Annotated in this window: 23 protein-coding genes; 13 read left to right on the forward strand and 10 right to left on the reverse strand. The window is 69.3% G+C overall.

The genetic code is table 11. The features are described 5' to 3' along the window. Positions 1 to 2: 2 nt before the first annotated feature. On the reverse strand, positions 3 to 926 hold the full coding sequence (locus F0357_RS04270) for an ABC transporter permease subunit (RefSeq protein WP_153479150.1): 924 nt from the start codon (positions 924 to 926) through the stop codon (positions 3 to 5). Between the two features lie 291 nt (positions 927 to 1,217). Here F0357_RS04270 and F0357_RS04275 point away from each other — a divergent pair, with 291 nt between their 5' ends. After that, complete coding sequence (locus F0357_RS04275; RefSeq protein WP_153479152.1) at positions 1,218 to 1,640, forward strand: hypothetical protein; 423 nt, start codon at positions 1,218 to 1,220, stop codon at positions 1,638 to 1,640. Between the two features lie 25 nt (positions 1,641 to 1,665). On the opposite strand, the gene F0357_RS04280 is transcribed toward F0357_RS04275, so the two are convergent. Beyond that, positions 1,666 to 2,217 (reverse strand): hypothetical protein, encoded by a 552-nt coding sequence (locus F0357_RS04280; RefSeq protein ID WP_153479154.1) that lies wholly within the window; start codon positions 2,215 to 2,217, stop codon positions 1,666 to 1,668. 302 nt (positions 2,218 to 2,519) lie between these two features. Here F0357_RS04280 and F0357_RS04285 point away from each other — a divergent pair, with 302 nt between their 5' ends. Then, complete coding sequence (locus tag F0357_RS04285; protein WP_153479156.1) at positions 2,520 to 3,569, forward strand: aldo/keto reductase; 1,050 nt, start codon at positions 2,520 to 2,522, stop codon at positions 3,567 to 3,569. A 57-nt stretch (positions 3,570 to 3,626) separates the two neighbouring features. Here the strand turns inward: F0357_RS04285 and F0357_RS04290 are convergent, their stop codons facing one another. Beyond that, positions 3,627 to 4,703: a hypothetical protein gene (locus tag F0357_RS04290; RefSeq protein WP_153479158.1), complete on the reverse strand. Its 1,077-nt coding sequence runs from the start codon at positions 4,701 to 4,703 to the stop codon at positions 3,627 to 3,629. Between the two features lie 215 nt (positions 4,704 to 4,918). Between F0357_RS04290 and F0357_RS04295 the strand changes: the two genes are divergently transcribed. The 4 genes from F0357_RS04295 (at position 4,919) to aat (ending at position 8,859) form a co-directional block, all read left to right on the forward strand. After that, positions 4,919 to 5,914, forward strand: coding sequence for a Tim44 domain-containing protein (locus tag F0357_RS04295; protein ID WP_153479159.1), 996 nt, complete (start codon positions 4,919 to 4,921; stop codon positions 5,912 to 5,914). 92 nt (positions 5,915 to 6,006) lie between these two features. Next, a complete protein-coding gene (locus F0357_RS04300; protein ID WP_153479160.1) occupies positions 6,007 to 6,657 on the forward strand; it encodes a lysophospholipid acyltransferase family protein in 651 nt (216 codons plus the stop codon). 115 nt (positions 6,658 to 6,772) lie between these two features. Next, a complete protein-coding gene (locus F0357_RS04305; RefSeq protein ID WP_153479161.1) occupies positions 6,773 to 7,978 on the forward strand; it encodes a multidrug effflux MFS transporter in 1,206 nt (401 codons plus the stop codon). Between the two features lie 191 nt (positions 7,979 to 8,169). Further along, positions 8,170 to 8,859 (forward strand): leucyl/phenylalanyl-tRNA--protein transferase, encoded by a 690-nt coding sequence (gene aat / locus F0357_RS04310; protein WP_153479162.1) that lies wholly within the window; start codon positions 8,170 to 8,172, stop codon positions 8,857 to 8,859. Here the strand turns inward: aat and F0357_RS04315 are convergent. The 5 genes from F0357_RS04315 to tpiA form a co-directional block, all read right to left on the reverse strand. Next, on the reverse strand, positions 8,829 to 9,380 hold the full coding sequence (locus tag F0357_RS04315; protein WP_376767781.1) for a DUF2155 domain-containing protein: 552 nt from the start codon (positions 9,378 to 9,380) through the stop codon (positions 8,829 to 8,831). The two genes, aat and F0357_RS04315, sit on opposite strands and share 31 nt — an antisense overlap. A gap of 181 nt (positions 9,381 to 9,561) precedes the next feature. Beyond that, entirely contained in the window at positions 9,562 to 10,473 is a 912-nt protein-coding gene (locus F0357_RS04320) for a hydrogen peroxide-inducible genes activator (protein WP_153479164.1), read from the reverse strand. Positions 10,474 to 10,536: 63 nt separating this feature from the next. After that, positions 10,537 to 12,054 (reverse strand): malonate--CoA ligase, encoded by a 1,518-nt coding sequence (locus tag F0357_RS04325; RefSeq protein ID WP_153479166.1) that lies wholly within the window; start codon positions 12,052 to 12,054, stop codon positions 10,537 to 10,539. A 235-nt stretch (positions 12,055 to 12,289) separates the two neighbouring features. Beyond that, positions 12,290 to 12,985, reverse strand: coding sequence for a GNAT family N-acetyltransferase (locus F0357_RS04330; protein ID WP_153479168.1), 696 nt, complete (start codon positions 12,983 to 12,985; stop codon positions 12,290 to 12,292). An 83-nt stretch (positions 12,986 to 13,068) separates the two neighbouring features. Next, positions 13,069 to 13,830 carry a triose-phosphate isomerase gene (gene tpiA, locus F0357_RS04335; protein WP_153479170.1) on the reverse strand — a complete coding sequence of 254 codons (762 nt, stop codon included), beginning with the start codon at positions 13,828 to 13,830 and terminating at the stop codon, positions 13,069 to 13,071. Positions 13,831 to 14,157: 327 nt separating this feature from the next. Here tpiA and F0357_RS04340 point away from each other — a divergent pair, with 327 nt between their 5' ends. From F0357_RS04340 to F0357_RS04360, 5 genes are all read left to right on the forward strand, one after another. Continuing rightward, positions 14,158 to 16,047: a peptidylprolyl isomerase gene (locus tag F0357_RS04340; RefSeq protein ID WP_153479172.1), complete on the forward strand. Its 1,890-nt coding sequence runs from the start codon at positions 14,158 to 14,160 to the stop codon at positions 16,045 to 16,047. 35 nt (positions 16,048 to 16,082) lie between these two features. Next, entirely contained in the window at positions 16,083 to 17,099 is a 1,017-nt protein-coding gene (trpD, locus tag F0357_RS04345) for an anthranilate phosphoribosyltransferase (protein ID WP_153479175.1), read from the forward strand. Between the two features lie 124 nt (positions 17,100 to 17,223). Continuing rightward, a complete protein-coding gene (gene trpC, locus F0357_RS04350) occupies positions 17,224 to 18,048 on the forward strand; it encodes an indole-3-glycerol phosphate synthase TrpC (RefSeq protein ID WP_153479177.1) in 825 nt (274 codons plus the stop codon). A gap of 3 nt (positions 18,049 to 18,051) precedes the next feature. Next, positions 18,052 to 18,546, forward strand: a complete 495-nt coding sequence (gene moaC, locus F0357_RS04355; RefSeq protein WP_153479179.1) for a cyclic pyranopterin monophosphate synthase MoaC — start codon at positions 18,052 to 18,054, stop codon at positions 18,544 to 18,546. An 83-nt stretch (positions 18,547 to 18,629) separates the two neighbouring features. Next, positions 18,630 to 19,889 (forward strand): molybdopterin molybdotransferase MoeA, encoded by a 1,260-nt coding sequence (locus F0357_RS04360; protein WP_153479181.1) that lies wholly within the window; start codon positions 18,630 to 18,632, stop codon positions 19,887 to 19,889. A 3-nt stretch (positions 19,890 to 19,892) separates the two neighbouring features. On the opposite strand, the gene F0357_RS04365 is transcribed toward F0357_RS04360, so the two are convergent. Next, the gene (locus F0357_RS04365; RefSeq protein WP_153479183.1) at positions 19,893 to 21,101 is read right to left on the reverse strand and encodes an MFS transporter; all 1,209 of its coding nucleotides are present in this window, start codon (positions 21,099 to 21,101) and stop codon (positions 19,893 to 19,895) included. Positions 21,102 to 21,205: 104 nt separating this feature from the next. Between F0357_RS04365 and F0357_RS04370 the strand changes: the two genes are divergently transcribed. Further along, positions 21,206 to 21,592, forward strand: a complete 387-nt coding sequence (locus F0357_RS04370) for an ArsR/SmtB family transcription factor (protein WP_246161354.1) — start codon at positions 21,206 to 21,208, stop codon at positions 21,590 to 21,592. A 168-nt stretch (positions 21,593 to 21,760) separates the two neighbouring features. Here the strand turns inward: F0357_RS04370 and F0357_RS04375 are convergent, their stop codons facing one another. After that, positions 21,761 to 22,810: an OmpA family protein gene (locus tag F0357_RS04375; protein WP_153479185.1), complete on the reverse strand. Its 1,050-nt coding sequence runs from the start codon at positions 22,808 to 22,810 to the stop codon at positions 21,761 to 21,763. Positions 22,811 to 23,418: 608 nt separating this feature from the next. On the opposite strand from F0357_RS04375, the gene F0357_RS04380 reads away from it, so the two are divergent. After that, positions 23,419 to 23,787 carry a hypothetical protein gene (locus F0357_RS04380; protein ID WP_153479187.1) on the forward strand — a complete coding sequence of 123 codons (369 nt, stop codon included), beginning with the start codon at positions 23,419 to 23,421 and terminating at the stop codon, positions 23,785 to 23,787. Positions 23,788 to 24,041 lie beyond the last annotated feature (254 nt).

A 24,041-nucleotide genomic window follows, 5' to 3' on the forward strand; every position in this document is an offset into this window, starting at 1 on the left:
GATCAGACCTTCTCGACCTCGGGGCGGCCGAGCAGGCCGGACGGCATGAAGATGAGCACGATGGCAAGGATCGAGAACGCCGCCACGTCCTTGTATTCCAGGGAGAAATAGCCGGACCAGAAGGTCTCGATGAGACCGATCAGCAGCCCGCCCAGCATGGCGCCCGGCAGCGAGCCGATGCCGCCCAGCACCGCGGCCGTGAACGCCTTCACGCCGGCGACGAAGCCGATATAGAAGTCGATCACACCGTAATAGAGCAGGTACATCAGCCCGGCGACGGCGGCGAGCGAGGCGCCCATCACGAAGGTCAGCGAGATGGTGCGGTCGACGTTGACGCCGAGCAGCGCCGCCATCTTGCTGTCCTGCTCGCAGGCACGCTGCGAGCGGCCGAGCGAGGTGCGCGTGATGATGAACGTGAAGGCGCTCATCAGCACGACCGTCATCACCATGATGAGGATCTGGATGTTCGAGAGCTGCACCGAGGATTGCCCATCGGAGAGCAGCGTGTAGCCACCGGTGATGATCGGCTGGAGCGGTTTCACCCGGGCGTCCTGGGCGACCTGCACGAAGTTCTGCAGGATGATCGACATGCCGATGGCCGTGATGAGCGGGGCGAGGCGGAAGGAGCCGCGCAGCGGGCGGTAGGCGATACGCTCCACCGTCCAACCCCAGATCGCCGTGAGCGCCATCGCGATCAGAAGCACCAGCACGAGCGCGAGGATGATGACACCAAGACCGCTCGCCGCCGTCAGCCCCAGACCGACGATCACGATGAGGCTGATGAAAGACCCCACCATGAAGATGTCGCCATGGGCGAAATTGATCATTCCGATGATGCCGTAAACCATCGTGTATCCGATGGCGATCAGGCCGTAGATAGACCCGAGAGTCAGCCCATTGATGAGCTGCTGGAGAAAATAATCCATAGAACCCACTATCCCACGGAAGCTTTTTTGGAAACGTCCGGATTAGCGGGTATCCCCGTCCGGCATCCCCATTTGGTTGAGGTGTAGCAACTTGCGAGCCAGCCGACAATCACCGCCGGCTGCGTCTTTGGGCTGACGGGCAGGAGGCTGTGGACCGCGGGTGGGAGAGCGGGCGTTCAACTCAAGGAAGCCGCAGCGCGCGCCATGCACGAACGATGGGCGAACCCGACCTTCCCCCGTGCGTTGTGCAGAGACCGGCGACGCGCGATGTCCCGGCAAGCGGAGGCGAAAATGGACGCGGATGACAAGGGAAGACGCAGCGCGGATCGGGACGAGGAGGCCGGCGGAACCGGGCTCGGCACCGTGATCGTCGGGCGGGGCGGGATCGGCAAGGACGCGCGCGGCGCGATCAGGGTCGAGCAGGCGATCCTACAGGCCGAGCGGATCGAGGCAATGCTGCTCGACAGCGCGTGGCAGGACCCGCGGACCTTCGACGTCTCGAAGATCGCCATCGCCCTCGACGGGCCGCCGGAGGGACCGGCAGGCTGGCATATCGACCGCATCGAGCGCGGCGGGACGGGCTACAGCCCCGGCGATTTCGACGGCGGGCAAACGCCGCCGCACGACCGCTCGTCGGCCTCGGACGGAGAGGTCAGGGCGTTGCTCGATGCGGTCGCGGTGGTGCTGCGCGAAAATTATAGGGCGGTGGCGTGAGCGGCGGTGGCGCGCAACCCCGAGCCTAGTGCGCAGGAAAATCGAAATAATAGCGGCCGTTATAGTTGGCGAAGAAGCCGACGAGATCGTCGATGATCACGTTGGTGAACGTGCTGTTGTGATCGTTCCAGTCGGGCGCACCGAGCCAATAATCGCTCCACGCCGCCGGCGCATGTACCCTCGCGATGCCGTGTCCGTCGGCATCATGCCAGACGGGACCGGTGTCACCGAAGGAACAGGCCCAGTCGGTATCCGGATTCGTGCCTGGGACGATGACATGGTAGCAATAGGCAATATCATTGATTTGCTGCCAGATCGTTTGCGCGATGACTGCATCGGTCGCGTAAATATTGACGGTCGCAGCCGTATTGTCGTCCGCCAGCCATTGGACGAGTTGGCGCGTCACCGCATGCGCATTGTCGTCGAAATGGGTAAAGGCGCCCCGCTGCGACGTCCCGCACCAAAGCGATACGGGCCGGCACGGTCCGCCGGGTGTCGAGTAAAAGGCTACCGTCGCGTAATGCGCGTGGTCGACTAGTCCCCATGCGTTCTGCGGAATGTAATAATAGTGGGGCATGGGGCGCGTCCTTCTGGATAGGCTGCTCGGCCTGGGTTTCGGTCCATTCGACGCTAAGCGGCCTGCGCCGGGCCGTCGGTGACCTTCGTCACATATCGGGAGGGGCGACGATCCCCCGCTGATCCTCCCTCCCCATCGTGCTATCGTCGCCTCAGGCCGAATTGACCTGCTCGTGTGGACCCGTCTCGTCCGCGCATGGGCGCCCGGCGCCCGCCGGGTGATGTCGACGGTCGGGAAACGTCCATCCGTCCGCCGTCGGCTCCGTGCCGCTCGGCGGCTCAACCCAATCGAGGGTCAGATCCATGCAATATCGCCAGCTCGGCCGTTCGGGCCTGCGCGTCTCCGTGCTCTCCATGGGCACCATGACGTTCGGCGGCACAGGACCGTTCGAGAAGGTCGGCAACGTCGATCTCGCAACCGCCCGCCGCCAGATCGATCAATGCCTCGAAGCCGGCGTCAACCTGATCGACACCGCCAACATCTATTCCGCCGGCCGTTCCGAGGAGATCGTCGGTGAGGCCCTCGCCGGCCGCCGGGCCGACGTCCTGATCGCCACCAAGGCGCGGATGCGCACCGGCTCAGGGCCGAACCAGGGCGGCGCCTCGCGCCACCAGATCATTCTCGAATGCGAGAAGAGCCTGAAGCGGCTCAAGACCGACTATATCGACCTCTATTTCATCCACGAATGGGACGGCGAGACCCCGGTCGAAGAGACCATGGAGGCGCTCGACACGCTCGTGCGCGCCGGTAAGGTCCGCTATCTCGGCGCCTCGAACTATTCCGGCTGGCACCTGATGAAGGCCCTCGCCGCCGCCGACCGCGCCCATTGGCAGCGCTTCGTCTGCCAGCAGATCCATTACAGCCTGGAGGCGCGCGAGGCGGAGTACGAGCTCGTGCCGATCTCGCTCGATCAGGGCCTCGGCATCATGGTGTGGAGCCCGATCGCCGGCGGCCTTCTCTCCGGCAAATATCGCCGCGGCAAGCCGACGCCGGAAGGCACCCGCGTGCTGGCGAACTGGGGCGAGCCGCCGATCCGCGACGAAAACCGTCTCTACGACATCGTCGAGGAACTGGTGGCGATCGGCGAGGCCCACGGCGTCTCGGCGGCGCAGATCGCCCTCGCCTGGCTCCTCGGACGGCCGGCGGTGTCGTCGCTCGTGATCGGCGGACGGACCGAAGCGCAGTTCGCCGACAACCTCGCCGCCGCCGATGTCGTGCTCACGGACGAGGAGCGCAGCCGGCTCGACGCGGTGAGCCGGCTGCCGCTCCTCTATCCCTATTGGCACCAGGCCCGCACCGCCCACGACCGTCTCAGCGCCGCGGACCGCTCCCTCCTCGATCCTTATCTCTGAGGGCGCGAGCGGGAACGCCTTCGACCTCCCGCGGCCGGTGCCCCCGGCCGCGGGGGCTCATTGCAGCGGCGCCGGCCGATAGCCGACATAGCCGCCGGCGGCGTCGTAGAGCATGTCGAAGCCGTTGAGGAAGTGGCTACCGGTGTTGACGAAGTTCGGCCGATCGCCGCCGACGAGGACGATGCGCGCGGGCGCCATCGGGGAATCGTGCTCGCCGACATCGAAGCTGTAGCGCGCCGCCGGCTGGCCCGGCGGACCGGCCTCGATCGTGACCTTGGTCCCGGGGGCGAGGGTTTCGCCGCCGCGCCGCGACCGGGTCAGGCCGTCGCTCGCGGCCGGCGGCACCGTCATGAACATCTCCTTGAGCCCGGTATCGACCAGGATCGAGCCGCAGGCGGGCTGGCGGTCGGCGACAATGATGCAGCCCGGCGCACCGTGCCAATCGTCGTTCGCTGCATCACGCTCTAGCTTGACGAAGGAAAAGCCCTTGGCCCGTTCGGCGTCGAGGCCGACCCAGACGCCGGTGCGCGTCATCACGTAACCGGGATGCACATTGCCTTCGAGGTTGAGGAGGGCGTTGGTCTTCGGCTTGCTCTCGGGCTGATGATCGTGCTCGCGGCCGAAGCCGATGCCGAGCATGCCGATGCGCGACGGGCTGTCGTTCGGCTCGCACCGCCGGGCGTCCGGCATGCACTCGACGCGATCGACCGCGAGGACCGGGATCGCCTTGGTCTGGACCGACGTTCCGTCGGCTCCGAGGATCGTCACCGGGGTCACGACCCAGCGCCCGACCATGATCTGGCCGGAGCTCGAATAGGTGAGTTTCGCCGGGCCGAGGACTTGCAGATTGTCGATGCCAGGAATGTGGTTGGCCGAGAGGACGAGGCCGGTCGAGCCGCTGTCCATGACCACGCGGGTGCGTTTGCCCCCGATCACCACCGCGAGATGGGGCTCGCCCTTCAGCGGCTCGCCACCCTCCGGGCCGCGGAAATAGGGCAGGAAGACGGATGGTGCGCCCGCCTCGAAGGTCGGCTCCGCCGCGACAGCCGGCCCGACCACGGCGAAGCCGAGCAGCCCGGCAGAGACCCCGAGGGCCGCGAGGAAGGTGTTCAGCCCCCGGCCGATCTTATTCATTGCAACGACGCCCATTGCTCAATGCCCATGACGATCGCCCCCCTGTTGGCCGACGCGTGGTCGGCCAAGCGCGGCTCATCCCCCGATGCTCCGCACGCTACCGCCCGCGTACAATTCATCCTCCCACGGTGGCGATGCCGCAGAGGATCACTATATCAGGCTCGACCCATGACGAGGATGCGAAGGTCGCATCCCAACGAGATGAGGATGGATCGATGAGCTTTCGCAAGCGTTCTCGCGCAGTGCTCGTGCTGATGGCCCTCGGGCTCGGCACCAGCCTCCTCGCCGTGGACGTGGCGGACGCCCGCCGTGGCGGCAGCTTGGGTAGCCGGGGTGCGCGCACCTTCCAAGCCCCGGCTCCGACCGCGACGGCGCCGAAGACCACCCAGCCGATCCAGCGCTCGATGACCCAGCCGGGCAACCCGGCAACGGCGGCGCCGGTCGCTGGCGCCGCGCGCCCGGGCGGCTTCTTCGGCGGCTTCGGCGGGTCCATGCTCCGCGGCCTGATGCTCGGCGGCCTCATCGGCCTCCTCCTCGGCCAGGGCTTCGGCGGCATCGCCGGCCTGTTCGGCTTCCTCGTCCAGGCCGCCATCGTGGCGTTCGGCGTGATGTTGCTGATGCGCTTCCTGGCGAACCGCCGGGCGCCCGCTGCCGCGAGCGCCGGTCCCTCGGCCATGCGCAACGACATGTTCGGCGGGCTTGGTGGTGGTCTTGCTGGCGGGCTCGGCAATCCGTCGGCCAACCCCGGCCCCGCCGCATCCGTCCCCGGCGTCGGCGCCGGCAGTGGGCCGCGTCAGCCCAAGGACGAGCTCGGCCTCGGCGGGGCCGACTTCGACACCTTCGAGCGCCTGCTCGGCGAGGTGCAAGGCGCGTTCGGCCGCGAGGATTATGCCGCGCTGCGCGAGCGAACCACGCCGGAGGTCATGTCCTATCTCGCCGAGGAGCTCGGCGAGAATGCCACCCGCGGCGTCCGCAACGTCGTCAGCGACGTGAAGCTTCTCCAGGGCGACCTCTCCGAGGCCTGGCGCGAGCGCGATGCGGATTATGCGACGGTTGCGATGCGCTACGAGAGCCGCGACACGATGGTCGATCGGGCGACAGGCGCGCTCGTCTCCGGCGATCCCGACCGGCCGACCGAGACCACCGAGCTTTGGACTTTCACCCGCCGCCCCGGCGGGGCGTGGAAGCTCTCGGCTATCCAGGAAGCCTGACGAGCCCGAACGATTATTTTCCGGCGTGCTGGTGGGCGTGCTCGCGTTTCCGTGATAACCGTCGGCGAAACGCGAAGAGGATTTTGCCTGCCTTGCTGAAGCGCCTTGCCGGCACCGCCATCTCGATGTGGCTCAAGACCGTCCACGGAACGAGTTCGTTCAAGACCGAGCCCGTCGACCTCTACGCCGAAGTCCGCGACGTCTTCCCCCTCATCATCGCGATGTGGCACGGGGATGCGTTCATGGCGCCGTTCATGAAGCCGGCCGGCCGCGAGTTCAGCGTCATGGTCTCGCGCCACGGCGACGGCGATATCATCGCGACGACCCTGGAGGCGCTCGGGACGAAGACGATCCGCGGTGCGGGCGGCAAGCCGAAGGACATCCATCGCAAAGGCGGTGCACAGGCCCTGCGGCAGATGATCCAGACCCTCGAATCCGGCAGCAGCGTCGGCATGACGGCGGACGTCCCCAAGGTGGCGCGGCGTGCCGGCCCCGGCATCGTGGCGCTCGCGCGCCTCTCCGGGCGCCCGGTCGTGCCGGTCGCGGTCGCGACCTCCCGCATGATCCGACTGAACACCTGGGACAAGATGGCGATCTGTCTGCCCTTCTCGCGCGGCGCCTTCGTCGTCGGCTCGCCGATCTGGATCCCCCGCGAAGGCGGCGAGGCGGAGGAACACCGCCTCGCGGTCGAGATGGCGCTCAATAAGGTCCACGAACGCGCGGCGGAGATGGTCGTGGCCTGAGGCCGCCGCCGCACGGCATACGAAGTTTCGTGATCCGCCAGGCGGATTGTCTCGCGGCCCGGCATCGGGCAATGATCCGGCGCCTTCAGCAACCCCTCGCCGACCGGGTCCAAACATGTCCGCCGAGTTCGCCCGCCGCGCCGTCGTGCTCGGCCTCCTGACCGCCGTTGCGCCTTCGGCGATCGACATGTATCTGCCCGCCTTCGGCGCGATCGCGGCCCATTTCCAGACGACCGACGCCGAGGTTCAATTGAGCCTCGTCACCTTCTTCGCGGCGCTCGCGATCGGGCAGATCCTCTATGGGCCGGTGTCGGACGCGATCGGGCGCAAGAGGCCGATCCTGTTCGGCCTCGCCCTCTTCGTCGCGAGCTCGATCGGCTGCGCTTTCGCCCCGAACATCGAGACCCTGATCGCCCTGCGCTTCCTGCAGGGCCTCGGCGGCTGCGCCGGCACCGTCGTCACGGTCGCCGTTGTGCGCGATCTCTACAGCGGCGGCGAGGCGGCGCGGATGCTCTCGCTCACCCTGCTCGGCCTCAGCCTGTCGCCGATCCTCGCCCCGATCGCCGGCGGGGCCCTGATCGCCGTCGGCACCTGGCAGTGGATCTTCGGCGCCCTCGTCGCCATCGGCGTCCTGATGCTCGGCTTCGTGGCGCTGTTCCTGCAGGAAAGCCTGCCGCCGGCGCGGCGCAACAAGGTGAGCGTCGGCTCGAGCCTCCTCGCCTTCGCCCGGCTCCTGTCAAGCGGCTGGTTCATGACGGCGACGATGACGGCCGGCTTCACCCAGGCGGCGCTGCTCTCCTATGTCGGCGGTTCGTCGTTCGTGTTCATGACGCTGCACGGCGCCTCGCCGCTGCTCTACAGCGCGATCTTCGCGAGCAATGCCGTCGCCATCATCGGCGGCGCCCAGTTCAACGGCTTCCTGATCCGCCGCTTCGGCTCCAAGGCGCTCATCAGCGTGGCGCTCATGGTCTTTCTCGCCGCGGCGCTCGCCCTCTATCTCGTCGTCGGCCTGTTCGGTGCCGGCTTATGGACGACGGTCGCCCTCATCTTCGTCACCCTCGCCGGCATGGGCCTCATCATGCCGACCGCCACGATGCTCGGCCTCGAGCCGTTCGGCGCCATGGCGGGCACGGCCGCGGCGCTCGGCGGCGCGCTCCAGTTCACCACGAGCGCGCTCGCCACCTTCCTCGTCAGCGCGCTTGCCGACGGCACCGCCCGCCCGCTCGTCGGGGTGATGGCCGCCTCGGCGATCGCCGCGGGCCTCTCCTGGCTCGCCTTCCTGAAACTCAGCACCCGCGTCGCCGCCACCAACCCGGCCTGAGTGGGCGAAGCACAGGGGCGGCGAAGGCCGCCGGTCGGTGCTGGGAACGCCGCGCGCCCTTTCGCCCCGATTCCGGCTGAAAATTCGCGTTCTCTCCCTATGATGCGGGCGTGGGATTCGGAGTGGGCCCGGCTCGGCCCGCGAACGTCGCGGTCAGCCGGTCAATTTGGCCACGAGGACGAGGAGCGGCGATGAAATCCGATGTCGTGCTCGAGATCACCCCGCAGGTCCTGCTCAAGGCCTATGCCTGCGGCATCTTTCCCATGGCGGAATCGGCGGACGATCCCGGCCTCTATTGGATCGAGCCGGAGCGGCGCGGCATCCTGCCCCTCGACGGCATGCACATCCCCCGCCGGCTCGCCCGCACCGTGCGCCAGGACGTCTTCGAGGTCCGCGTCGATCACGATTTCGCGGGGGTGATGGACGGCTGCGCCGCGCCCGCGCCCGGCCGCCGCAAGACCTGGATCAGCGGCCGCATCCGCAAGCTCTACGGCGACCTCGCCGCGCTCGGCCATTGCCATTCGGTCGAGTGCTGGCAGAACGGCGCGCTCGTCGGCGGGCTCTACGGCGTGCGGCTTGGGCGCGCCTTCTTCGGGGAGAGCATGTTCACGCGGGTGCGCGACGCCTCGAAGGTCGCGCTCGTCCACTTGGTGGCCCGGCTCGCGGCCGGCGGCTTCACGCTGCTCGACACCCAGTTCATCACCGACCACCTCGCGAGCCTCGGCGCGATCGAGGTGAGCCGCCGCGATTACCAGAAGCGGCTCGATGCGGCACTCGACGGGTTCGGCGATTTCTTCGCCCTGCCGGCGACGGCGAGCGGCGCGGACGCCCTCGCCGCGCTCGGCCTCGATCAATCCTCGGGCGGCTCGGTCGCGTTCTGATCCGGCGTCGCGGTCCCGGAGGGGACCTCCGGCCGCGGCTCGGGCATCGGATACCAATCCGGCGGGCGCTTGATGACGTCGATGATCTCGCTCGCGAAACGCGAGGAATCGAAGCCCTGGGGCGGGGGAACGTCGGAGGCGACTTTGCAGTCCGTCAGCCACACGTCGTAAATCGGGTGATCGACGGCGTTGAGGCCGGGGCTCGCGGCGAACATCCAGCCGGTGAAGATGCGCTGGATCTTGTTGTCGAGGGTGATCTCGTCCACCTCGACGAAGGAATCCGTCTGCGGCGCCTCGGTCGAGGGGCGCGTATAGCAGGCCTTCGGCGTGATGCGCAGCGCGCCGAACTGCACCGTCTCGTCCATATAGACGTCGAACGAAATGATGCGCCCGGTGATCTTGTCGAGCCCGGAGAACACCGCAATGGGGTTCGAGATCTTGTCGTCCGCCTGGACGGCGGGTGCCGTGGCGCCGAGCGTGGCGCCCGCGAGCGCCACCAGGCCGATAATGCTTGACCGCACGCCGATCCGTCCTCCGCGGGGTCCCGACCGAAAACGCCGCCGTGACACCGGCCGCTCGGGATCGGATCGCTGATTATCACCCGCTTTTGGCGCTGGAAAGGCGCAAAGCCGGCGGAGCGGCGGGCGCCGCGCCCTTTTCGCGCGGCTGTGTCCGGCCGGTCGTCCCGGTGCCGCGCCGTGATCAGGGGAGCGGCGCGCGCTCGTCTTCGGCGACGTCGGCGATGAGGCGGGCGAGCGCGCGGAAATCGTCGGCGTTGCGCGAGGCGCTGCGCCAGGCGAGGCCGATGATCCGCTTCGGCTCCGGCGCCTCGAACGGCACGACCGCGATGCGCGGATCGTCGTGGACCTCGGACTTGACCGCGATCTCCGGCAGCAGCGTCACGCCGTAGCCGTTCGCCACCATCTGCATGATGGTCGACAGGCTCGTCGCGCCGAGTTCGTTGCGGATGCCGGCATTGGCACTGCGGCAGAAGGCGAGCGCCTGATCGCGCATGCAGTGGCCCTCTTCGAGGAGCAGCAGCTTCTCCCGCGAGAGGATCGCCGGATCGGCGGCGCGCAGCCGGTCGAGCGCGGGCGTCCGCCGCGCCGCGAGGAGGAAGCGGTCCTCGAACAGCGGCTCCGTCACGATCCCCGCCTCCGAGACGGGGAGCGCCAGCACCAGCGCGTCGAGCCGGCCGGCGAGCAGGTCCTCGACGATGACGCCGGTCAGCGCCTCGCGGATCTCGAGGTTGAGATCGGGATGGTCGCGGTGGATGACCGGCAGCACCGTGGGCAGCAGATAAGGCGCGATCGAGGGGATGATGCCGAGCCGCAGGCGGCCGGCGAGCAGGCTCGACCGCCGGCGCACCGCGTCCATGAGGGCGCCGACCTCCTCGAGGATCGCCTCGCCCCGCCGCGCCACCTCGTGGCCCGCGTCGGTCAGCGCGATGCCGCTCGGCCGGCGCTCGACGAGCTGGGCGCCGAGGGCGAGCTCCATCTCGCGGATCTGCTGGGACAATGCCGGCTGCGTCACGGCACATTCGGCCGCCGCCTTGCCGAAATGGCGGTGGCGTACGAGGGCCCGGAAATAGCGGAGCTGCCGCAGCGTGATCATGGGCGATCAGATATTCTTATCCCGCCCACCCCGCAATGCGCGGGCGGGCGAGCGCCGCCGCGATCAAACCTCGTAGATCGCCTTGTAGGTGTCGCGCAGCACCGCCTTCTGCACCTTGCCCATGGCGTTGCGTGGCAGATCCTCGACGAAGAACACCCGCTTCGGCTGCTTGAAGCGGGCGAGCCGGCCTTCGAGCGCGTCGAGCACCGCCGCCTCGTCGAGCAGCACGGCGGGCGCCCGCACCACGACCGCCGTCACCCCCTCGCCGAAATCCGGGTGCGGCACGCCGATGACCGCGCTCTCGACGACGCCGGGGATCTGGTCGATCTCGGTCTCGACCTCTTTCGGGTAGACGTTGAGGCCACCCGAGATGACGAGATCCTTGTCGCGCCCGACGATCTGGACGTAGCCGGCGCGGTCGATCAGGCCGAGGTCGCCGGTGACGAAATAGCCGTCGGGACGGAACTCCGCCTCGGTCTTCTCCGGCATCCGCCAATAACCCTTGAAGACGTTGGGGCCCTTCACCTCGATCATGCCGATGGTGCCGGGCTCGACCGGCATCGCGGTGTCGCGATCGACCACCCGAACGGAGATCCCCGGCAAGGCCGGCCCGACGGTCCCGGCGACGCGCGGCCGGTCGTAGGGGTTCGAGGTGATCATGTTGGTTTCCGTCATCCCGTAGCGCTCGAGGATGATCTGACCGGTGCGCTCGGCGAAGGCGCGGAATGTCTCGGGGAGGAGCGGCGCGGAGCCGGAAACGAACAGGCGGATGTGGCGCACGACGTCCCGGTTCAGACCCGCATGGGCGAGCAGGCGCACATAGAAGGTCGGCACGCCCATCAGGACCGTGGCACGCGGCATCAGGTGGATCACCTCGCCGGCGTCGAAGCGCGGCAGGAAGATGATCGCGGCCCCGGAGAACAGCACCGTGTTGATCGCCACGAACAGGCCGTGGGTGTGGAAGATCGGCAGGGCGTGGATCAGCACGTCGTCGCGGGTGAAGCGCCAGGCCTCGACGAGCGCCCGGGCGTTCGAGGCGAGGTTCTCGTGGGTGATCATGGCGCCCTTGGAGCGCCCCGTCGTGCCCGAGGTGTAGAGGATGGCGGCGAGATCGTCGGGACCGCGCGCGACGTCGGCGAACACGGCCTTGTGGTGGTCGAGCCGCTCCATCAGCGTGCCGGTGCCGTCGACGCCCAGCGTATCGACCGCCCGCACCGAATGGGCGAGCGCGATCGCCTCGATGCCGGTCGCGTTGTCGGGCGAGACGACGATCAGGGCGGGCTCGGAATCGGCAATGAAATAATCGAGCTCGACGAGCGTATAGGCGGGGTTGAGCGGCACGAAGACCGCGCCGGCGCGCACGCAGGCGATGTAGAGCACGATCGCCTCGACGCTCTTCTCGACCTGTACCGCGACCCGGTCGCCCGGCTTGACGCCGCGCGCGACGATGGCGTTCGCCATGCGGCCCGACCAGCCGAGGAGATCGCCGTACGTGAGCCGCCGCCGGCCCACCGGATCGATGAAGATCTTTTCCGGCTCCGGCATGGCCTGCCGAATCGACCCGAACAAGTGGTTGGCCATCCGGCGGTTCCCGATCCTTACGCGCGGCGAGCGCCGGATTTTTCCGGCCCCCTCCGCCCCATCGCCCCGTCGCGCGAGCCCGTCCCGTCGCCGGGTCGCGAGCCCACGCGCGCCCGGTCGCCGATTCGGCGCCCGCGTCGCGCTTCTCCGACGATAGGCTTGACAAGTAAAGCCGCGCTTTCCGCCGACGGTTCTACTCGAAAATCATCAAATGACGCACGGGCGCCCGCCCGCCTCAGCGGGCAGAGAGCGGGTGGGTGGTGAGCGGCGCGCGCTGGCGGCCCTCTTCGTCGAAATTCGCAGGGTCGAGCCACGCCTCGAAGGCCGCCTTCACCGCCGGCCATTCGCGGTCGATGATCGAGAACCACGCCGTGTCGCGGTTGCGGCCCTTGTAGACGATGGCCTGGCGGAAGATGCCCTCGAAGGTGAAGCCGAACCGGGTCGCCGCCGCGCGCGACGGGGCGTTCAGGCTGTCGCATTTCCACTCGTAGCGGCGATAGCCGAGCTCCTCGAAGACGCGGCGCATCATGAGATACATCGCCTCGGTGGCGACCCGGGTGCGCTTCAGGCGCGGCGCGAAATTGATGTGGCCGACCTCGATCACGCCGTTGACGGGATCGATGCGCAGGAACGCCGCGACGCCGGCAGGCATGCCGCTCTCGTCGAGGATCGCATGGAACAGCGGATCGTCGCCGCCGGCGACGGTGCCGAGCCAGATCCGGTAATCGTCGAGGGTCGGCGGCGCGTCGATACCGAGATAGGTCCAGTTGCGCCCGTCCGCATCGTCGGCGAGGGCGGCGTAGAGATCGGGCGCATGCAGGTCGATGTCGAGCGGCTCGACCCGCGCATACCGGCCGACCATCGGGGTGCGCGGCGGCCGCGGCCGCGCCGTCCAGGCCGGCACCGGCGTTCCGACCGGTTGTGAAGGCATCGTGCGGTCCCCTTCGGTCGTCATCGTCGGCTCCGGTGTCGCTGCGCGGGTCTTTCGCCCGCCGGGGCAGATGGTCGCGCAGATCAGCGGGCGGGAACCGCGCTCGCGATGGCGAGGAAGTCGGCCGCTTTGAGGCTGGCGCCGCCGATGAGGCCGCCGTCCACGTTCGGAATCGCCAGGATTTCCTTCGCGTTCGACGGCTTCAGCGAGCCGCCGTAGAGGATGCGCATGCCGCGCCCCTCGACGCCGAATCGGGCAACCAGCAGGTCCCGGATGTGGCCGTGCATATATTCGATGTCGGCCGAAGTCGGAGTGAGGCCGGTGCCGATCGCCCAGATCGGCTCATAGGCGATGACGAGACGGTCGTCGGTCGCGCCGTCCGGCACGGAATGGGCGAGTTGGCGCTCGACGACGGAGACGGCGGTGCCGGCGTCGCGTTCAGCGCGGGTCTCGCCGACGCAGATGATGGCGGCGAGACCCGCGCGCCACGCGGCGAGCGTCTTGGCGTGGACCATCGCGTCGGTCTCGTCGAGGATGGCGCGGCGCTCGGAATGGCCGACGATCACCGCCGAGGCACCGGCGTCGGCCAACATTTCCGCGGAGAGGAAGCCGGTATAGGCGCCGAAGGTCTCGGTGTGGGTGTCCTGCGCGCCGACGGAGACGGGTGAACCAGCGGCGAAATCGGCGAAGAGGGTGAGCAGCGTCACCGGCGGGCAGACAAGAATGTCGGCACGGCCGACGAGCTCGGGCGTCGCCCCGGCGATCATCGCCTCGAACTCGCCCTTGGAGGCCCTGAGCCCGTTCATCTTCCAGTTGCCGGCGATCAGGGGCTTCGGGGTCGGCATCGGCGTTCCTCTCTTGTGAGATCTTATGGCGTCCGCAAGGGCCGCGCGACCCGCGCGAAAATCGTTCCGCGATTCAACCGCTTGCCGCGAGGAGCCGCAGCAGGCGCAGCGATCCGGCGCTGAGGCCATGCTCTAGCAAAAGCGCATGCTGCGTCCAAGAGGCCGGCGTCGGACCGCAGAGCGGCATTTCCAGCGGCTTCCGACCAGCGATCCGTCGTTGTTCCCCAGCGTTCTTGCCCGGCGCATCCCCCGTCACTATGATCCGCGCCGAATTGAAGGATCGGGCGGGATCGTCCCGCCGGCGAAGCGGCTGAAATATAAAGAACCATGCTCAATCAAATGCGCCGGGGAGCGGCGAACTGGATCGCCAAGGTCTTCATGGGGGTCCTCGTCGTCAGCTTCGTGGTGTGGGGGGTCGCCGACGCCTTCCGCAGCAACGGCCTGACCGTGGTCGCGACCGTGGGCAACACCGACATCCCGGTGGAGCAGTTCCAGACGGACTATAACCGCGCGCTTCAGCAGCTCGGCCAGCAGATGGGCCGCCCGGTGTCGTCGGCGGAAGCCGTGCAGTTCGGCCTGCCGCAGCAGGTGCTGAGCCGCCTCGTCACCGAGGCCGCGATGAGCGACGCCGGCAAGCAGCTCAATATCGGCCTGTCCGACGACGAGCTCGGCCGCCAGATCGAAGCCGATCCGAACTTCAAGAACGCGAACGGCGATTTCGACAAGAACCGCATGATCCAGCTCATCGCCGCCAACGGCATGAACGAGCAGACCTATGTGGACGCCGCCCGCAGCCTCGCGAAGCGCCGTCAGCTCATCGAGGGGCTGGTGGGCGGCCTCGAAGCCCCGACCGTGATGGTCAAGGACTTCGACCTCTACATGAACCAGGAGCGCACGGTCCGCTATCTCGACGTGCCGCCGCGGGCGATCAAGCCGATCGGCGAGCCGACGGCGGATCAGCTCAAGGCGTTCTACGAGGCGCACAAGGCCGAGTTCCGCGCGCCTGAATATCGCTCCGCGACCTTCGTCGTGCTCGATCCGGCGACGCTCGCCGATCCCTCGAAGGTCAGCGACGCGGACGCCCAGGCCGCCTACGACCGCGACAGCGGCTCCTACGGCACGCCCGAGACCCGCGCCGTCCAGCAGATCCCCTTCCCCGACAAGGCCGCGGCGGACGCCGCGCTCGCCAAGCTCAAGGGCGGCGGCACGCTCGATCAGGTGCTTGCCGACCGCAAGCTGACGGAGAAGGACATCGATCTCGGCACGGTGGCAAAGACCGGCCTCGTCGACCCGAAGATCGCGGATGCCGTGTTCTCGCTGCCCGTCAACCAGTTCGCCGAGGTGGACGGCCGCTTCGGCCCGGTCATCGTGCGGGTGACCGCCATCGAGCCCGCGGCCCGCAAGCCGTTCGACAGCGTGAAGGACGACATCAAGCAGCAGATCGCAGCCGAAAAGGCGAAGCGCGACCTGCTGACCACCTACGATTCGGTCGAGGACGCCCGCGCGGCCGGCTCCACGCTGAAAGAGATCGCGGCGAAGAACAAGCTGCCGTTGACCGAGGTCGCCGGCGTCGATTCGACGGGCAAGACCGCAGCCGGCCAGACGGTCGACATCCCCGGCGGCAGTGACGGCCTCTCGGCGGTGTTCACCGGCGAGGTGGGCGGCGACCACGATCCCGTGAAGCTGCCGAGCGGCGGCTTCGTGTGGCTCGACGTCACCGATGCGAAGCCGGCCCACGACCGCCCGCTGGACGAGGTGAAGCCGGAAGTCGCCGGTGCCTGGAAGTCCGACGAGACCCAGAAGGCGCTGGCCGCCAAGGCCGACGAGGTCGCCGCCGCGATCCGCAAGGGCGAGACGATCGACGCCGCCGCCCAGGCGCTCGGCACCGACGTGAAGACCTCCGCCGCCTTCAAGCGCAACACGACCGCCGCGGGCCTCACGCCTCAGGCGATCGACGCCGCCTTCTCCGGCCCGCAGGGCACGGTCGCGACGGCGCCGTCGGAAGCCGGCGGCCGCAGCGTGCTCGTCGTCGCGAGCGTCACCGACCCGACCTTCTTCGCCGACGGGCCGCAGACCGTGCAGCTCAAAGAGAAGCTCACCCAATCGCTCGCCAACACCCTGCTCGGCGAATATGTGGCCGAGATGCAGAAAGTGTCGGGCGTGAAAATCAATCAGGCCGCCTTGCAGCGGATCGTGTCGCCGAATCCGGAATCCTGATCGGCTTTGACAGACGGACGTCGTCGGAGGGGCGGATGGCGGAACTGAAACCATTCATCGCCAAGGTCGCCGCCGGCATGGCGCTGGAGCGACACGAGGCGGAAGCGGCGTTCGACGTGATCATGTCGGGCGAGGCGACGCCGGCGCAGATCGGCGGCTTCCTGATGGCGCTGCGCGTTCGCGGCGAGACGCCCGACGAGATCGCCGGGGCGATAGGATCGATGCGCTCGCGCATGCTCCCGGTCTCGGCGCCCGCCGAGGCGATCGACGTGGTCGGCACCGGCGGCGACGGCGTCGGCACCTACAACATCTCGACCTGCTCGGCCTTCGTGGTCGCGGCCTGCGGCGTGCCGGTCGCCAAGCACGGCAACCGGGCGCTGTCGTCGAAATCCGGCGCGGCGGACGTGCTCCGCGCGCTCGGCGTCGAGATCGAGCTTGCGCCGGACCGCATTGCGCGGTGCGTCGAGGAGGCGGGCGTCGGCTTCATGTTCGCCCCCGCCCACCATGCGGCGATGAAGCATGTCGGCCCGGCCCGCGTCGAACTCGGCACCCGCACCGTCTTCAATCTGGTCGGCCCGCTGTCCAACCCGGCCTCGGTGCGCCGTCAGCTCGTCGGCGTCTACGACCGGCGCTGGATCGAACCGGTCGCCCAGGTGCTCGCCTCGACCGGCTCGATCCGGGCCTGGGTCGTCCACGGCTCCGACGGGCTCGACGAGGTGACCGTGACCGGCCCGACCCACGTCGCCGCCCTCGAAGACGGCGTCGTGACCACGTTCGACGTGACGCCCGAGGCGGTCGGCCTCGCCCGCTGGCCGATCGAGGCGCTGAAGGGCGGCGATGCCGGCGTGAACGCCGCGGCGCTCTTCGCCGTGCTCGACGGCACGCCGGGCGCCTACCGCGACTGCGTGCTGATGAATGCCGGTGCGGCTCTGGTGATCGCCGGGAAGGCCGACGATCTCGAAGCCGGCGTCGCCCTCGCGGCGGAGGCGATCGACAGCGGCGCGGCCCGCGCACGCCTGGAGCATCTGGTCCTGATCTCCAATCGGGAGTAGGACGACGGCGATACCGAACGGAGCGTCCCATCGGTCGCCGCCTCGCGGGCGGCCCGGAAGGGCGCTCCGGTGAACCGGGACGCATCCGCATGAGGCGGACGAGGCCGTCCCCGGGGAGAACGAGATGAACGCCATCGCCGCGCAGAACGACAAGGCCGACGTGCTCAAGCGCATCGAGGCCTACAAGCTGCGCGAGATCGCCGACGCCAAGGCCGCGGTTCCCGAAGCCGAGATGCGGGCGCGCGCCAGCGCCGCCCTGCCGGCCCGCGACTTCCTCGCCGCGCTGCGCCAGACCGTCGTGGAAGGCCGCACTGCGCTCATCGCCGAGATCAAGAAGGCGAGCCCGTCGAAGGGGCTGATCCGCCCCGACTTCGACCCGCCGGCGCTCGCCCGCGCCTATGCCGAGGGCGGCGCGACCTGCCTCTCGGTGCTGACGGACGAACCCTCTTTCCAGGGCCACCCGGATTTTCTGATCTCCGCCCGCGCCGCGGTGTTCCTGCCGGTGCTGCGCAAGGATTTCCTCTACGACCCCTATCAGGTCTATCAATCGCGTGCGCTCGGGGCCGACTGCATCCTCGTCATCATGGCCGCGGTGGACGATGCGACCGCTCTCGCCCTCACCGAGACCGCGCACGGCCTCGGCATGGACGCCCTCATCGAGGTCCATGACGAAGAGGAGCTCGAACGAGCGCTCGCGCTGCCCTCCCCGCTGATCGGCATCAACAACCGCAATCTGCGCACCTTCGAGACGTCGCTCACCGCGAGCGAGCGACTCGCGCCGCTGGTGCCGCGCGACCGCTTCCTGGTCGGCGAATCGGGGATCTTCACCCCCGAGGACGCCGCCCGCCTCGCCGCGGTCGGCATCCGCTGCCTGCTCGTGGGCGAGAGCCTGATGCGCCAGGACGACGTCACCGCGGCGACGCGCGCGCTGCTCGAACGTCGGGCCTGAGCCATGACGACGGGCGGCGCCGGCTCCCTCACGCATCTCGACGAGACGGGCGCGGCGCGGATGGTCGACGTCTCGGACAAGGACGTGACGGAGCGCGTCGCGGTTGCCGAGGGTGCGGTGCGCATGGCCCCCGAGACGCTCGCCCTGATCGAGCGCGGCGAGGCACCGAAGGGCGACGTGATCGCGACCGCCCGCATCGCCGGCATCATGGGGGCGAAGCGGACGGCCGATCTGATCCCGCTCTGCCATCCGCTCGCGCTGCAATCGGTGAAGGTCGAGATCACGGCCGATGCCGACCTGCCGGGCTACCGCGTCCGCGCGACCGCCAAGGTGACGGCCCGCACCGGCGTCGAAATGGAAGCGCTGACGGCGGTCTCGACCGCCTGCCTCACCCTCTACGACATGGCGAAGGCGGTTGATCGCGGCATGACGATCACCGATATCCGCCTCGTCTCGAAGACCGGCGGCCGCTCCGGCGCGTGGCACGCGGCCGACTGAACGAGCCGCCGGGACCGCCGCACCGAACGCCGGGACGCCCGCTCGATCCGAACGGGCCATGCCGGCGCGAAGCGAGGATCGCCATGTCGTCCGACACCACAGCCCCGTCTTCCGCGCCCGCCAAAACCGGTGCGTCGCCGCTCCTGCCGGTCGACGAGGCGCTCGCCCGTGTCCTCGCCGGAGCCGGACCGTGCGGTCACGAATCGGTGCCGCTCGTCGAGGCTGCCGAACGGGTGCTCGCCTCCGACCTCAAGGCCCGCCGCCGCCAGCCGCCGTTCGACGCCTCGGCGATGGACGGTTACGCCGTGCGCGCGACGGATGCGGCCGAGGCCCCGGCCCGCCTCGCGGTGATCGGCGAGGCGATCGCCGGTCGCCGCTTCGACGGAACGGTGGGACCCGGCCAAGCGGTGCGGATCTTCACCGGCGCGCCGGTGCCGCAAGGCGCCGACGCCGTCCTGATCCAGGAGAACGCGGAGCGGCACGACGGCGGCGAGATCGCCGCCCTCGAACCCGTGCGCCCGGGCCAACACGTCCGCCGCGCCGGCTTCGATTTCGAGGAGGGGCAGATTCTGCTCACCGCGGGCCGCCGGCTCGATTTCCGCGCGCTCTCGCTCGCCGCCGCGATGAACCATCCGGTCGTGCCGGTCGTGCGCCGGCCCAAGGTGGCGATCCTGTCGACCGGCAGTGAGTTGGTGCCGCCCGGCACCATCCCCGGACCGGACGAGATCGTCGCCTCCAACCACCTCGGCATCGCCGCCCTCGTCACCGCGAACGGTGGCATCACGCTGCCGCTCGGCATCGCGGAGGACGATATCGGCACCATCGCCGCGCGTATCCGCGAGGCAATCGAGAGCGAGGCTGACGTGCTGGTGACGCTCGGCGGCGCGTCGGTGGGCGACCACGATCTCGTCGCTGCGGCGTTGAAGAGCGAGAACGTCAAGCTCGACTTCTGGAAGATCGCGATGCGCCCCGGCAAGCCGATGATGTTCGGCACCGTCGGTGGCCTGCGCGTGCTGGGCCTGCCGGGCAATCCGGTGTCGAGCCTGATCGGCGGCTTCCTGTTTCTCGCCCCCCTCGTCGCGGCGCTCGCCGGGCGCGGCGCGGCGGCCCCGGTGCCCGAGGAGGGACGGCTCAGCACGGCGATCAAGGCGAACGACACGCGGCGGGATTATCTGCGCGCCCGCCTCTCCCGCGACGCCGACGGCGTCGCCGTGGTGACGCCGCTCGGCGTCCAGGATTCCTCGATGATGTCGGCGATGGTCGAGGCCGATGCCCTGCTCATCCGCGAGCCGTTCGCCCCGGCCGCGGAGGCCGGGGCACCCTGCCGCTTCCTGCGGCTCTGATCCTCAGTTCGGCGCGGACGGGGACGCCGCGAGCGCGGCGGCCTCCTCCGCGGTGCACCGCGGTCGAGCGCGCAAGGGCCGCCGCACCAGAACGAGGGCAAACGCGACACACACCGCGGCGATCCAGCCGATCGTGCCGACACTGCCGTAGGCGATCGCCAGCGAGCCGAGGCTCGCCCCGATCGAGACCCCGAGATAGGTCGCCGAGGCGTTGAGCGACAGCGAGATCGGCGCGAGCTTCGGATCGAGCCAGACGAGGCGCGCCTGCTGGATCGATGGAAAGGCCCAGCCGTCGATGCCCCACACCGCGATGGCGACGACGGCGACGATCGCGCCGAACGGCCGCGCCAGATCCTCTGCGAGGGCGAGCGCGACGAAGGTCGCCATCAGCACCGAGAGCACGATCGTCATCAGCCGCTTCGGGTGGAAGCGGTCCGCCGCCCAACCGCCGCCCAGATTGCCGATCGTGCCGCCGAGGCCGAACAGGAACAGGAACGGGGCGACCCAGGCACCGTGCACGCCGACCACGGCGCCGAGATAGGGCGCGAGGTAGGTGTAGACGCAGAAGGCGCCCGCGAGCCCGATCACCGTGACGAGCAGCACGGAGAGGATCTCCGGCCGCCGCATCACCGCGAGGCGCTCGCCGAAGCCGATCGCCTTCATCCCCGCCATCGGCTTCAGAAAGATCGCGATCCCGAGCGCCGCGAGCGAGGCGAGACCGGCGACGCCGTAGAACGTGGCCCGCCAGCCGAACTGGCCGCCGACCACCGCCCCGAGGGGCACGCCGATCAGGATCGCGCCGGTCAGCCCGACATAGACGTAGGAGATCGCCCGGCCGCGCCGCTCCGGGCCGCCGACGGCGGCCGCATAGGCGCCGGCGGTCGGCATGAAGAGGCCGGCGGCGAGGCCGAGCAGCACGCGGGCGGCCATCAGGGTCGTGTAATCGGGCGCGATCGCCGCGAGCGCGTTGCCGATCGCGAAGGCGGTCATCGCGGCGAGCAGCACGCGCTTGCGCTCCACCCCGCCGGAGACGACCGCGATGACCGGCGAGCCGAGGGCATAAGCGAGGGAGAAGGCGGTGACGAGATGGCCGGTCATCGGCACCGTGGTGCCGAGATCCGTCGCCATGGCCGGCAGGAGGCCCGCCACCATGAAGCTTTCGGTGCCGAGCGCGAAGGCGCCGAGCGTGAGCCAGACGATGGTACGGAACATGGCCACCTCGATAGTTCAATAAATCTTGGACATCAAATGCGCCGCCTGCCGGGCCGGTGTCAAGGAGTTCGATAAATATTGAACTCCTGCCGTCGGAGGCGTACATGCAGGCCATGGTGAAACCCATCGCCCATCCGGACGCCGATCAGATCGAGCTGTCCGCCGTGCTCGATGCCCTGAGCGATCCGATCCGCCGGGAGATCGTGCTGCGTCTGTCCGAGGCGGGCGAACTGCGCTGCGGCGCGTTCGGCGACACCTCGTCGAAGACCAACCTCACCTATCATCTGGCGCGGCTGCGCGAGGCGGGGATCCTGCGGATCCGCTGCGAGGGCGCCTGCCGCTGGAGTTCCCTGCGCACGGACGAGCTCGACGGCCGCTTCCCCGGCCTCCTGCGCGCCGTCCTCGACGCCGCGCGGCTCGAAGGCGGCGCCCGGCTCGGCGAGGCGCTGGTGGCTCGGGACGTGTCGGACGAGGCGAACCCGCCGAGATGAGGTCTTGCCCTGGAGCCGGTGCGCTCCGAGGCCCGGAAGCTGACATATTCCGAGGCGCCTCGTCGGGAGGTGTCCCGAGACCTCTCCGCTTCCCCTTCGCCCCGCTCGCGGGGAGAAGGGACGGCGGCGGCGTGTTCCCGAACTGCAAAAGCTCCCCTAACCCAAGCCCTACGGCTTTGCCGGCGTGGTCGCGGGCGGGGCGCCCGTCTCGCTCGCCGGCGCGGAGCGGCGGACGCGGATTTCGATGCGGCGGCGATTTTCCATGTCGAGCACGCTGTCCCCGGCCGTGAGGCGGCCGTCCGGCTCGATCAATTGCGCCGCGGAGAACGGCAGGACATTGATCCCGGCGAGCCGCGGGTCGGCCGCGAGCACCTGGACGACGGCGACGGCGCGGGCGAGCCCGAGGCCGGCATTGTCGGCGGGGGCGAGGCGGCCGATCGCCTCCTGCCCCTTCACCACCTTCACGATGTCCTGGTCGAGGTTCGAGGCGCCGCGGGCGACCGGCAATTCGTCGGTGTGGCCGATCACCTCGACCACGTCGACATTGTATTGCTTGATCATATCGACCAGACGCGGGACGACGAAGTCCTTGAGCTGCTTCTCGAAAGCCGGCGTGAGCTCGGCGCTGCCGCTGCGGAAATAATAGCCGTCCGCCTCGCTCAGGCTGATGATCGGCGGCCAATCGTGTTCGCCACGCCCGGGGGCAGCGGCGCTGGCGGCGGCACTCGCGGCGCGCTCGGCGTCGCGGCCGGCATCGATCACATGGCCGACCGTCTCCGCATCCTTCGGCGCGATCTGGCGGGCCGCCAGGGCGTCGAGAACCGGCTTCCAGGCCTGATATTTCTCCGCCTCGGCCCGCGCCTCGTCGACGGTGAGCCCGCTCTTGTGCAGCTCCTCGACAGCGGCGTAGCGCTCGACGAGCTTCTGCCAGAACGCGCCGATCGGTGGCGGATTGGCACCGCCGGCGCGGTGGCGCAGTTCCTCGGCGAGGAGCGGCTGGGTCTTGATCTCGGCGAGCACGGCCTCGTTGCCGGCGGCGATCCGGCGGGCGGTGACGAGTTCCGCTTCGACTTGGCGCAGCTTCTCCCGCTCGTGGGCGAACAGGCCCGCGACGCCCATCAAGAGGCAGAACACCAGAAGGAGCATGATCTCGGCCATGGTGAGGCCGAGCACCATGCCCTCGCGGAACGAGCGGCCCTGGCGGGACACCGTCTCCATCAGCCGACCTGCTCGGCCGGGCCGGCTGCACCCGGCCGGGCCGGGGGGACCCGGCATCGGCCGCGGCCTCGCCTTCGTGGGCACCCTCGGCCGGCAGCGTCTCAGGCTTCGTCTCTGGCTCCATCTCGGGCGCGGGCTCGGCGAAGAGCGGCAATTGCGGCTCGTCGGCACCGCGGGCCCCGTCCGCGGCGACGATCTCGGCGGCGGGCGCGCTGGCTCCGACGAGCGAGGCGAGATCGCGCGCGGCATAAGGCGACGACGCCGTCCGCGTGGAAGCCCCCTCGCCCGTCCCTGACGACGGCATCCGGCCCGCCCGCAGCTCGGCGGCGATGATGCCGAGAGAGGTCACCGCCTCGCCGAGGCGCGCCGTCTCGGTGTTGCTACGCCGCGCCATCGCCTCGAGCGTCTCGATCAGGCGTTCGATCATCGGATCGAAGCGCATGCCGATGACGTTGTCGGACTGGTTGAGGGACGTCGCACGCTTTGTCAGCGCATCGAAGCTGCGGGTGATGTCCTGGGTCGCGCGGGCGAGGTCGGCGCTCGCCTCGGAGACCCGCCCGGTGCCGACATTGAGCACCTCTGCGACCGCGGCGAGGAGCTCCTGAAGCATGGTCGCCGTACGCTCCGCCGCGGCGTCCAACGGCTCGGACGACTTCCGGCTCGTCACTTCGAGCGCCGCGATGAGGGCGTTGCCGGCCTCCTCGGTGCGCTTGGCGATCTCGAGGAAGCTGTCGCGCACCGCCTGTTCCTGGCTGCGGCGGAAATGGGCCATCTCGACCACGGTCGAATCGAGCTCGCGGCGGACCCGGCGCGCCGCATCGGCGAGTTCGAGGCGCGCCGTGCGCTCGATGTCGACGGGATCGCGCCGCATCTGCCCGAACAGCACGCGCAGCGCGACGCCGGTGATGGTCGAGCCGATCGCGACGCCGAAATTGCGGACGATGGTGTCGGCGGAGCCTTCGGCGGTGAACTGGTAGAGCGACACCCCGAGGCTCGTCAGGGTGTAGAGGAAGCCGAGATAATAGAGGTTGTCGCCCGATTGGTCGGGTCTGAGCGACAGCCGCGGCACGAAGGCGAGCAGCCCCGCATAGAGGATCATCAGCACGATCGGCACGCCGGTCACGACCGGCGCCGGCGCAGCGAGCGTCTTCGCCGCGATGATGAAGGCGACGCCGGCGACGAGGAACAGGAGGAAGGCGGCGATGTCGCCGCCCCCGCCCCGGCCGAACCC

Origin of the sequence: Segnochrobactrum spirostomi (assembly GCF_009600605.1) — a bacterium.
Classification (GTDB): Bacteria; Pseudomonadota; Alphaproteobacteria; order Rhizobiales; family Segnochrobactraceae; genus Segnochrobactrum; species Segnochrobactrum spirostomi.

Bases quoted from the DNA above. Each gene is read 5' to 3' on its own strand.
- F0357_RS04270 (WP_153479150.1), bottom strand. From the start codon at position 926: ATGGATTATTTTCTCCAGCAGCTCATCAATGGGCTGACTCTCGGGTCT.
- F0357_RS04275 (WP_153479152.1), top strand. From the start codon at position 1,218: ATGGACGCGGATGACAAGGGAAGACGCAGCGCGGATCGGGACGAGGAG.
- F0357_RS04280 (WP_153479154.1), bottom strand. From the start codon at position 2,217: ATGCCCCACTATTATTACATTCCGCAGAACGCATGGGGACTAGTCGAC.
- F0357_RS04285 (WP_153479156.1), top strand. From the start codon at position 2,520: ATGCAATATCGCCAGCTCGGCCGTTCGGGCCTGCGCGTCTCCGTGCTC.
- F0357_RS04290 (WP_153479158.1), bottom strand. From the start codon at position 4,703: ATGAATAAGATCGGCCGGGGGCTGAACACCTTCCTCGCGGCCCTCGGG.
- F0357_RS04295 (WP_153479159.1), top strand. From the start codon at position 4,919: ATGAGCTTTCGCAAGCGTTCTCGCGCAGTGCTCGTGCTGATGGCCCTC.
- F0357_RS04305 (WP_153479161.1), top strand. From the start codon at position 6,773: ATGTCCGCCGAGTTCGCCCGCCGCGCCGTCGTGCTCGGCCTCCTGACC.
- aat (WP_153479162.1), top strand. From the start codon at position 8,170: ATGAAATCCGATGTCGTGCTCGAGATCACCCCGCAGGTCCTGCTCAAG.
- F0357_RS04320 (WP_153479164.1), bottom strand. From the start codon at position 10,473: ATGATCACGCTGCGGCAGCTCCGCTATTTCCGGGCCCTCGTACGCCAC.
- F0357_RS04325 (WP_153479166.1), bottom strand. From the start codon at position 12,054: ATGGCCAACCACTTGTTCGGGTCGATTCGGCAGGCCATGCCGGAGCCG.
- F0357_RS04330 (WP_153479168.1), bottom strand. From the start codon at position 12,985: ATGCCTTCACAACCGGTCGGAACGCCGGTGCCGGCCTGGACGGCGCGG.
- tpiA (WP_153479170.1), bottom strand. From the start codon at position 13,830: ATGCCGACCCCGAAGCCCCTGATCGCCGGCAACTGGAAGATGAACGGG.
- F0357_RS04340 (WP_153479172.1), top strand. From the start codon at position 14,158: ATGCTCAATCAAATGCGCCGGGGAGCGGCGAACTGGATCGCCAAGGTC.
- trpD (WP_153479175.1), top strand. From the start codon at position 16,083: ATGGCGGAACTGAAACCATTCATCGCCAAGGTCGCCGCCGGCATGGCG.
- trpC (WP_153479177.1), top strand. From the start codon at position 17,224: ATGAACGCCATCGCCGCGCAGAACGACAAGGCCGACGTGCTCAAGCGC.
- moaC (WP_153479179.1), top strand. From the start codon at position 18,052: ATGACGACGGGCGGCGCCGGCTCCCTCACGCATCTCGACGAGACGGGC.
- F0357_RS04360 (WP_153479181.1), top strand. From the start codon at position 18,630: ATGTCGTCCGACACCACAGCCCCGTCTTCCGCGCCCGCCAAAACCGGT.
- F0357_RS04365 (WP_153479183.1), bottom strand. From the start codon at position 21,101: ATGTTCCGTACCATCGTCTGGCTCACGCTCGGCGCCTTCGCGCTCGGC.
- F0357_RS04370 (WP_246161354.1), top strand. From the start codon at position 21,206: ATGCAGGCCATGGTGAAACCCATCGCCCATCCGGACGCCGATCAGATC.
- F0357_RS04375 (WP_153479185.1), bottom strand. From the start codon at position 22,810: ATGGAGACGGTGTCCCGCCAGGGCCGCTCGTTCCGCGAGGGCATGGTG.
- F0357_RS04380 (WP_153479187.1), top strand. From the start codon at position 23,419: ATGGTCGCCGTACGCTCCGCCGCGGCGTCCAACGGCTCGGACGACTTC.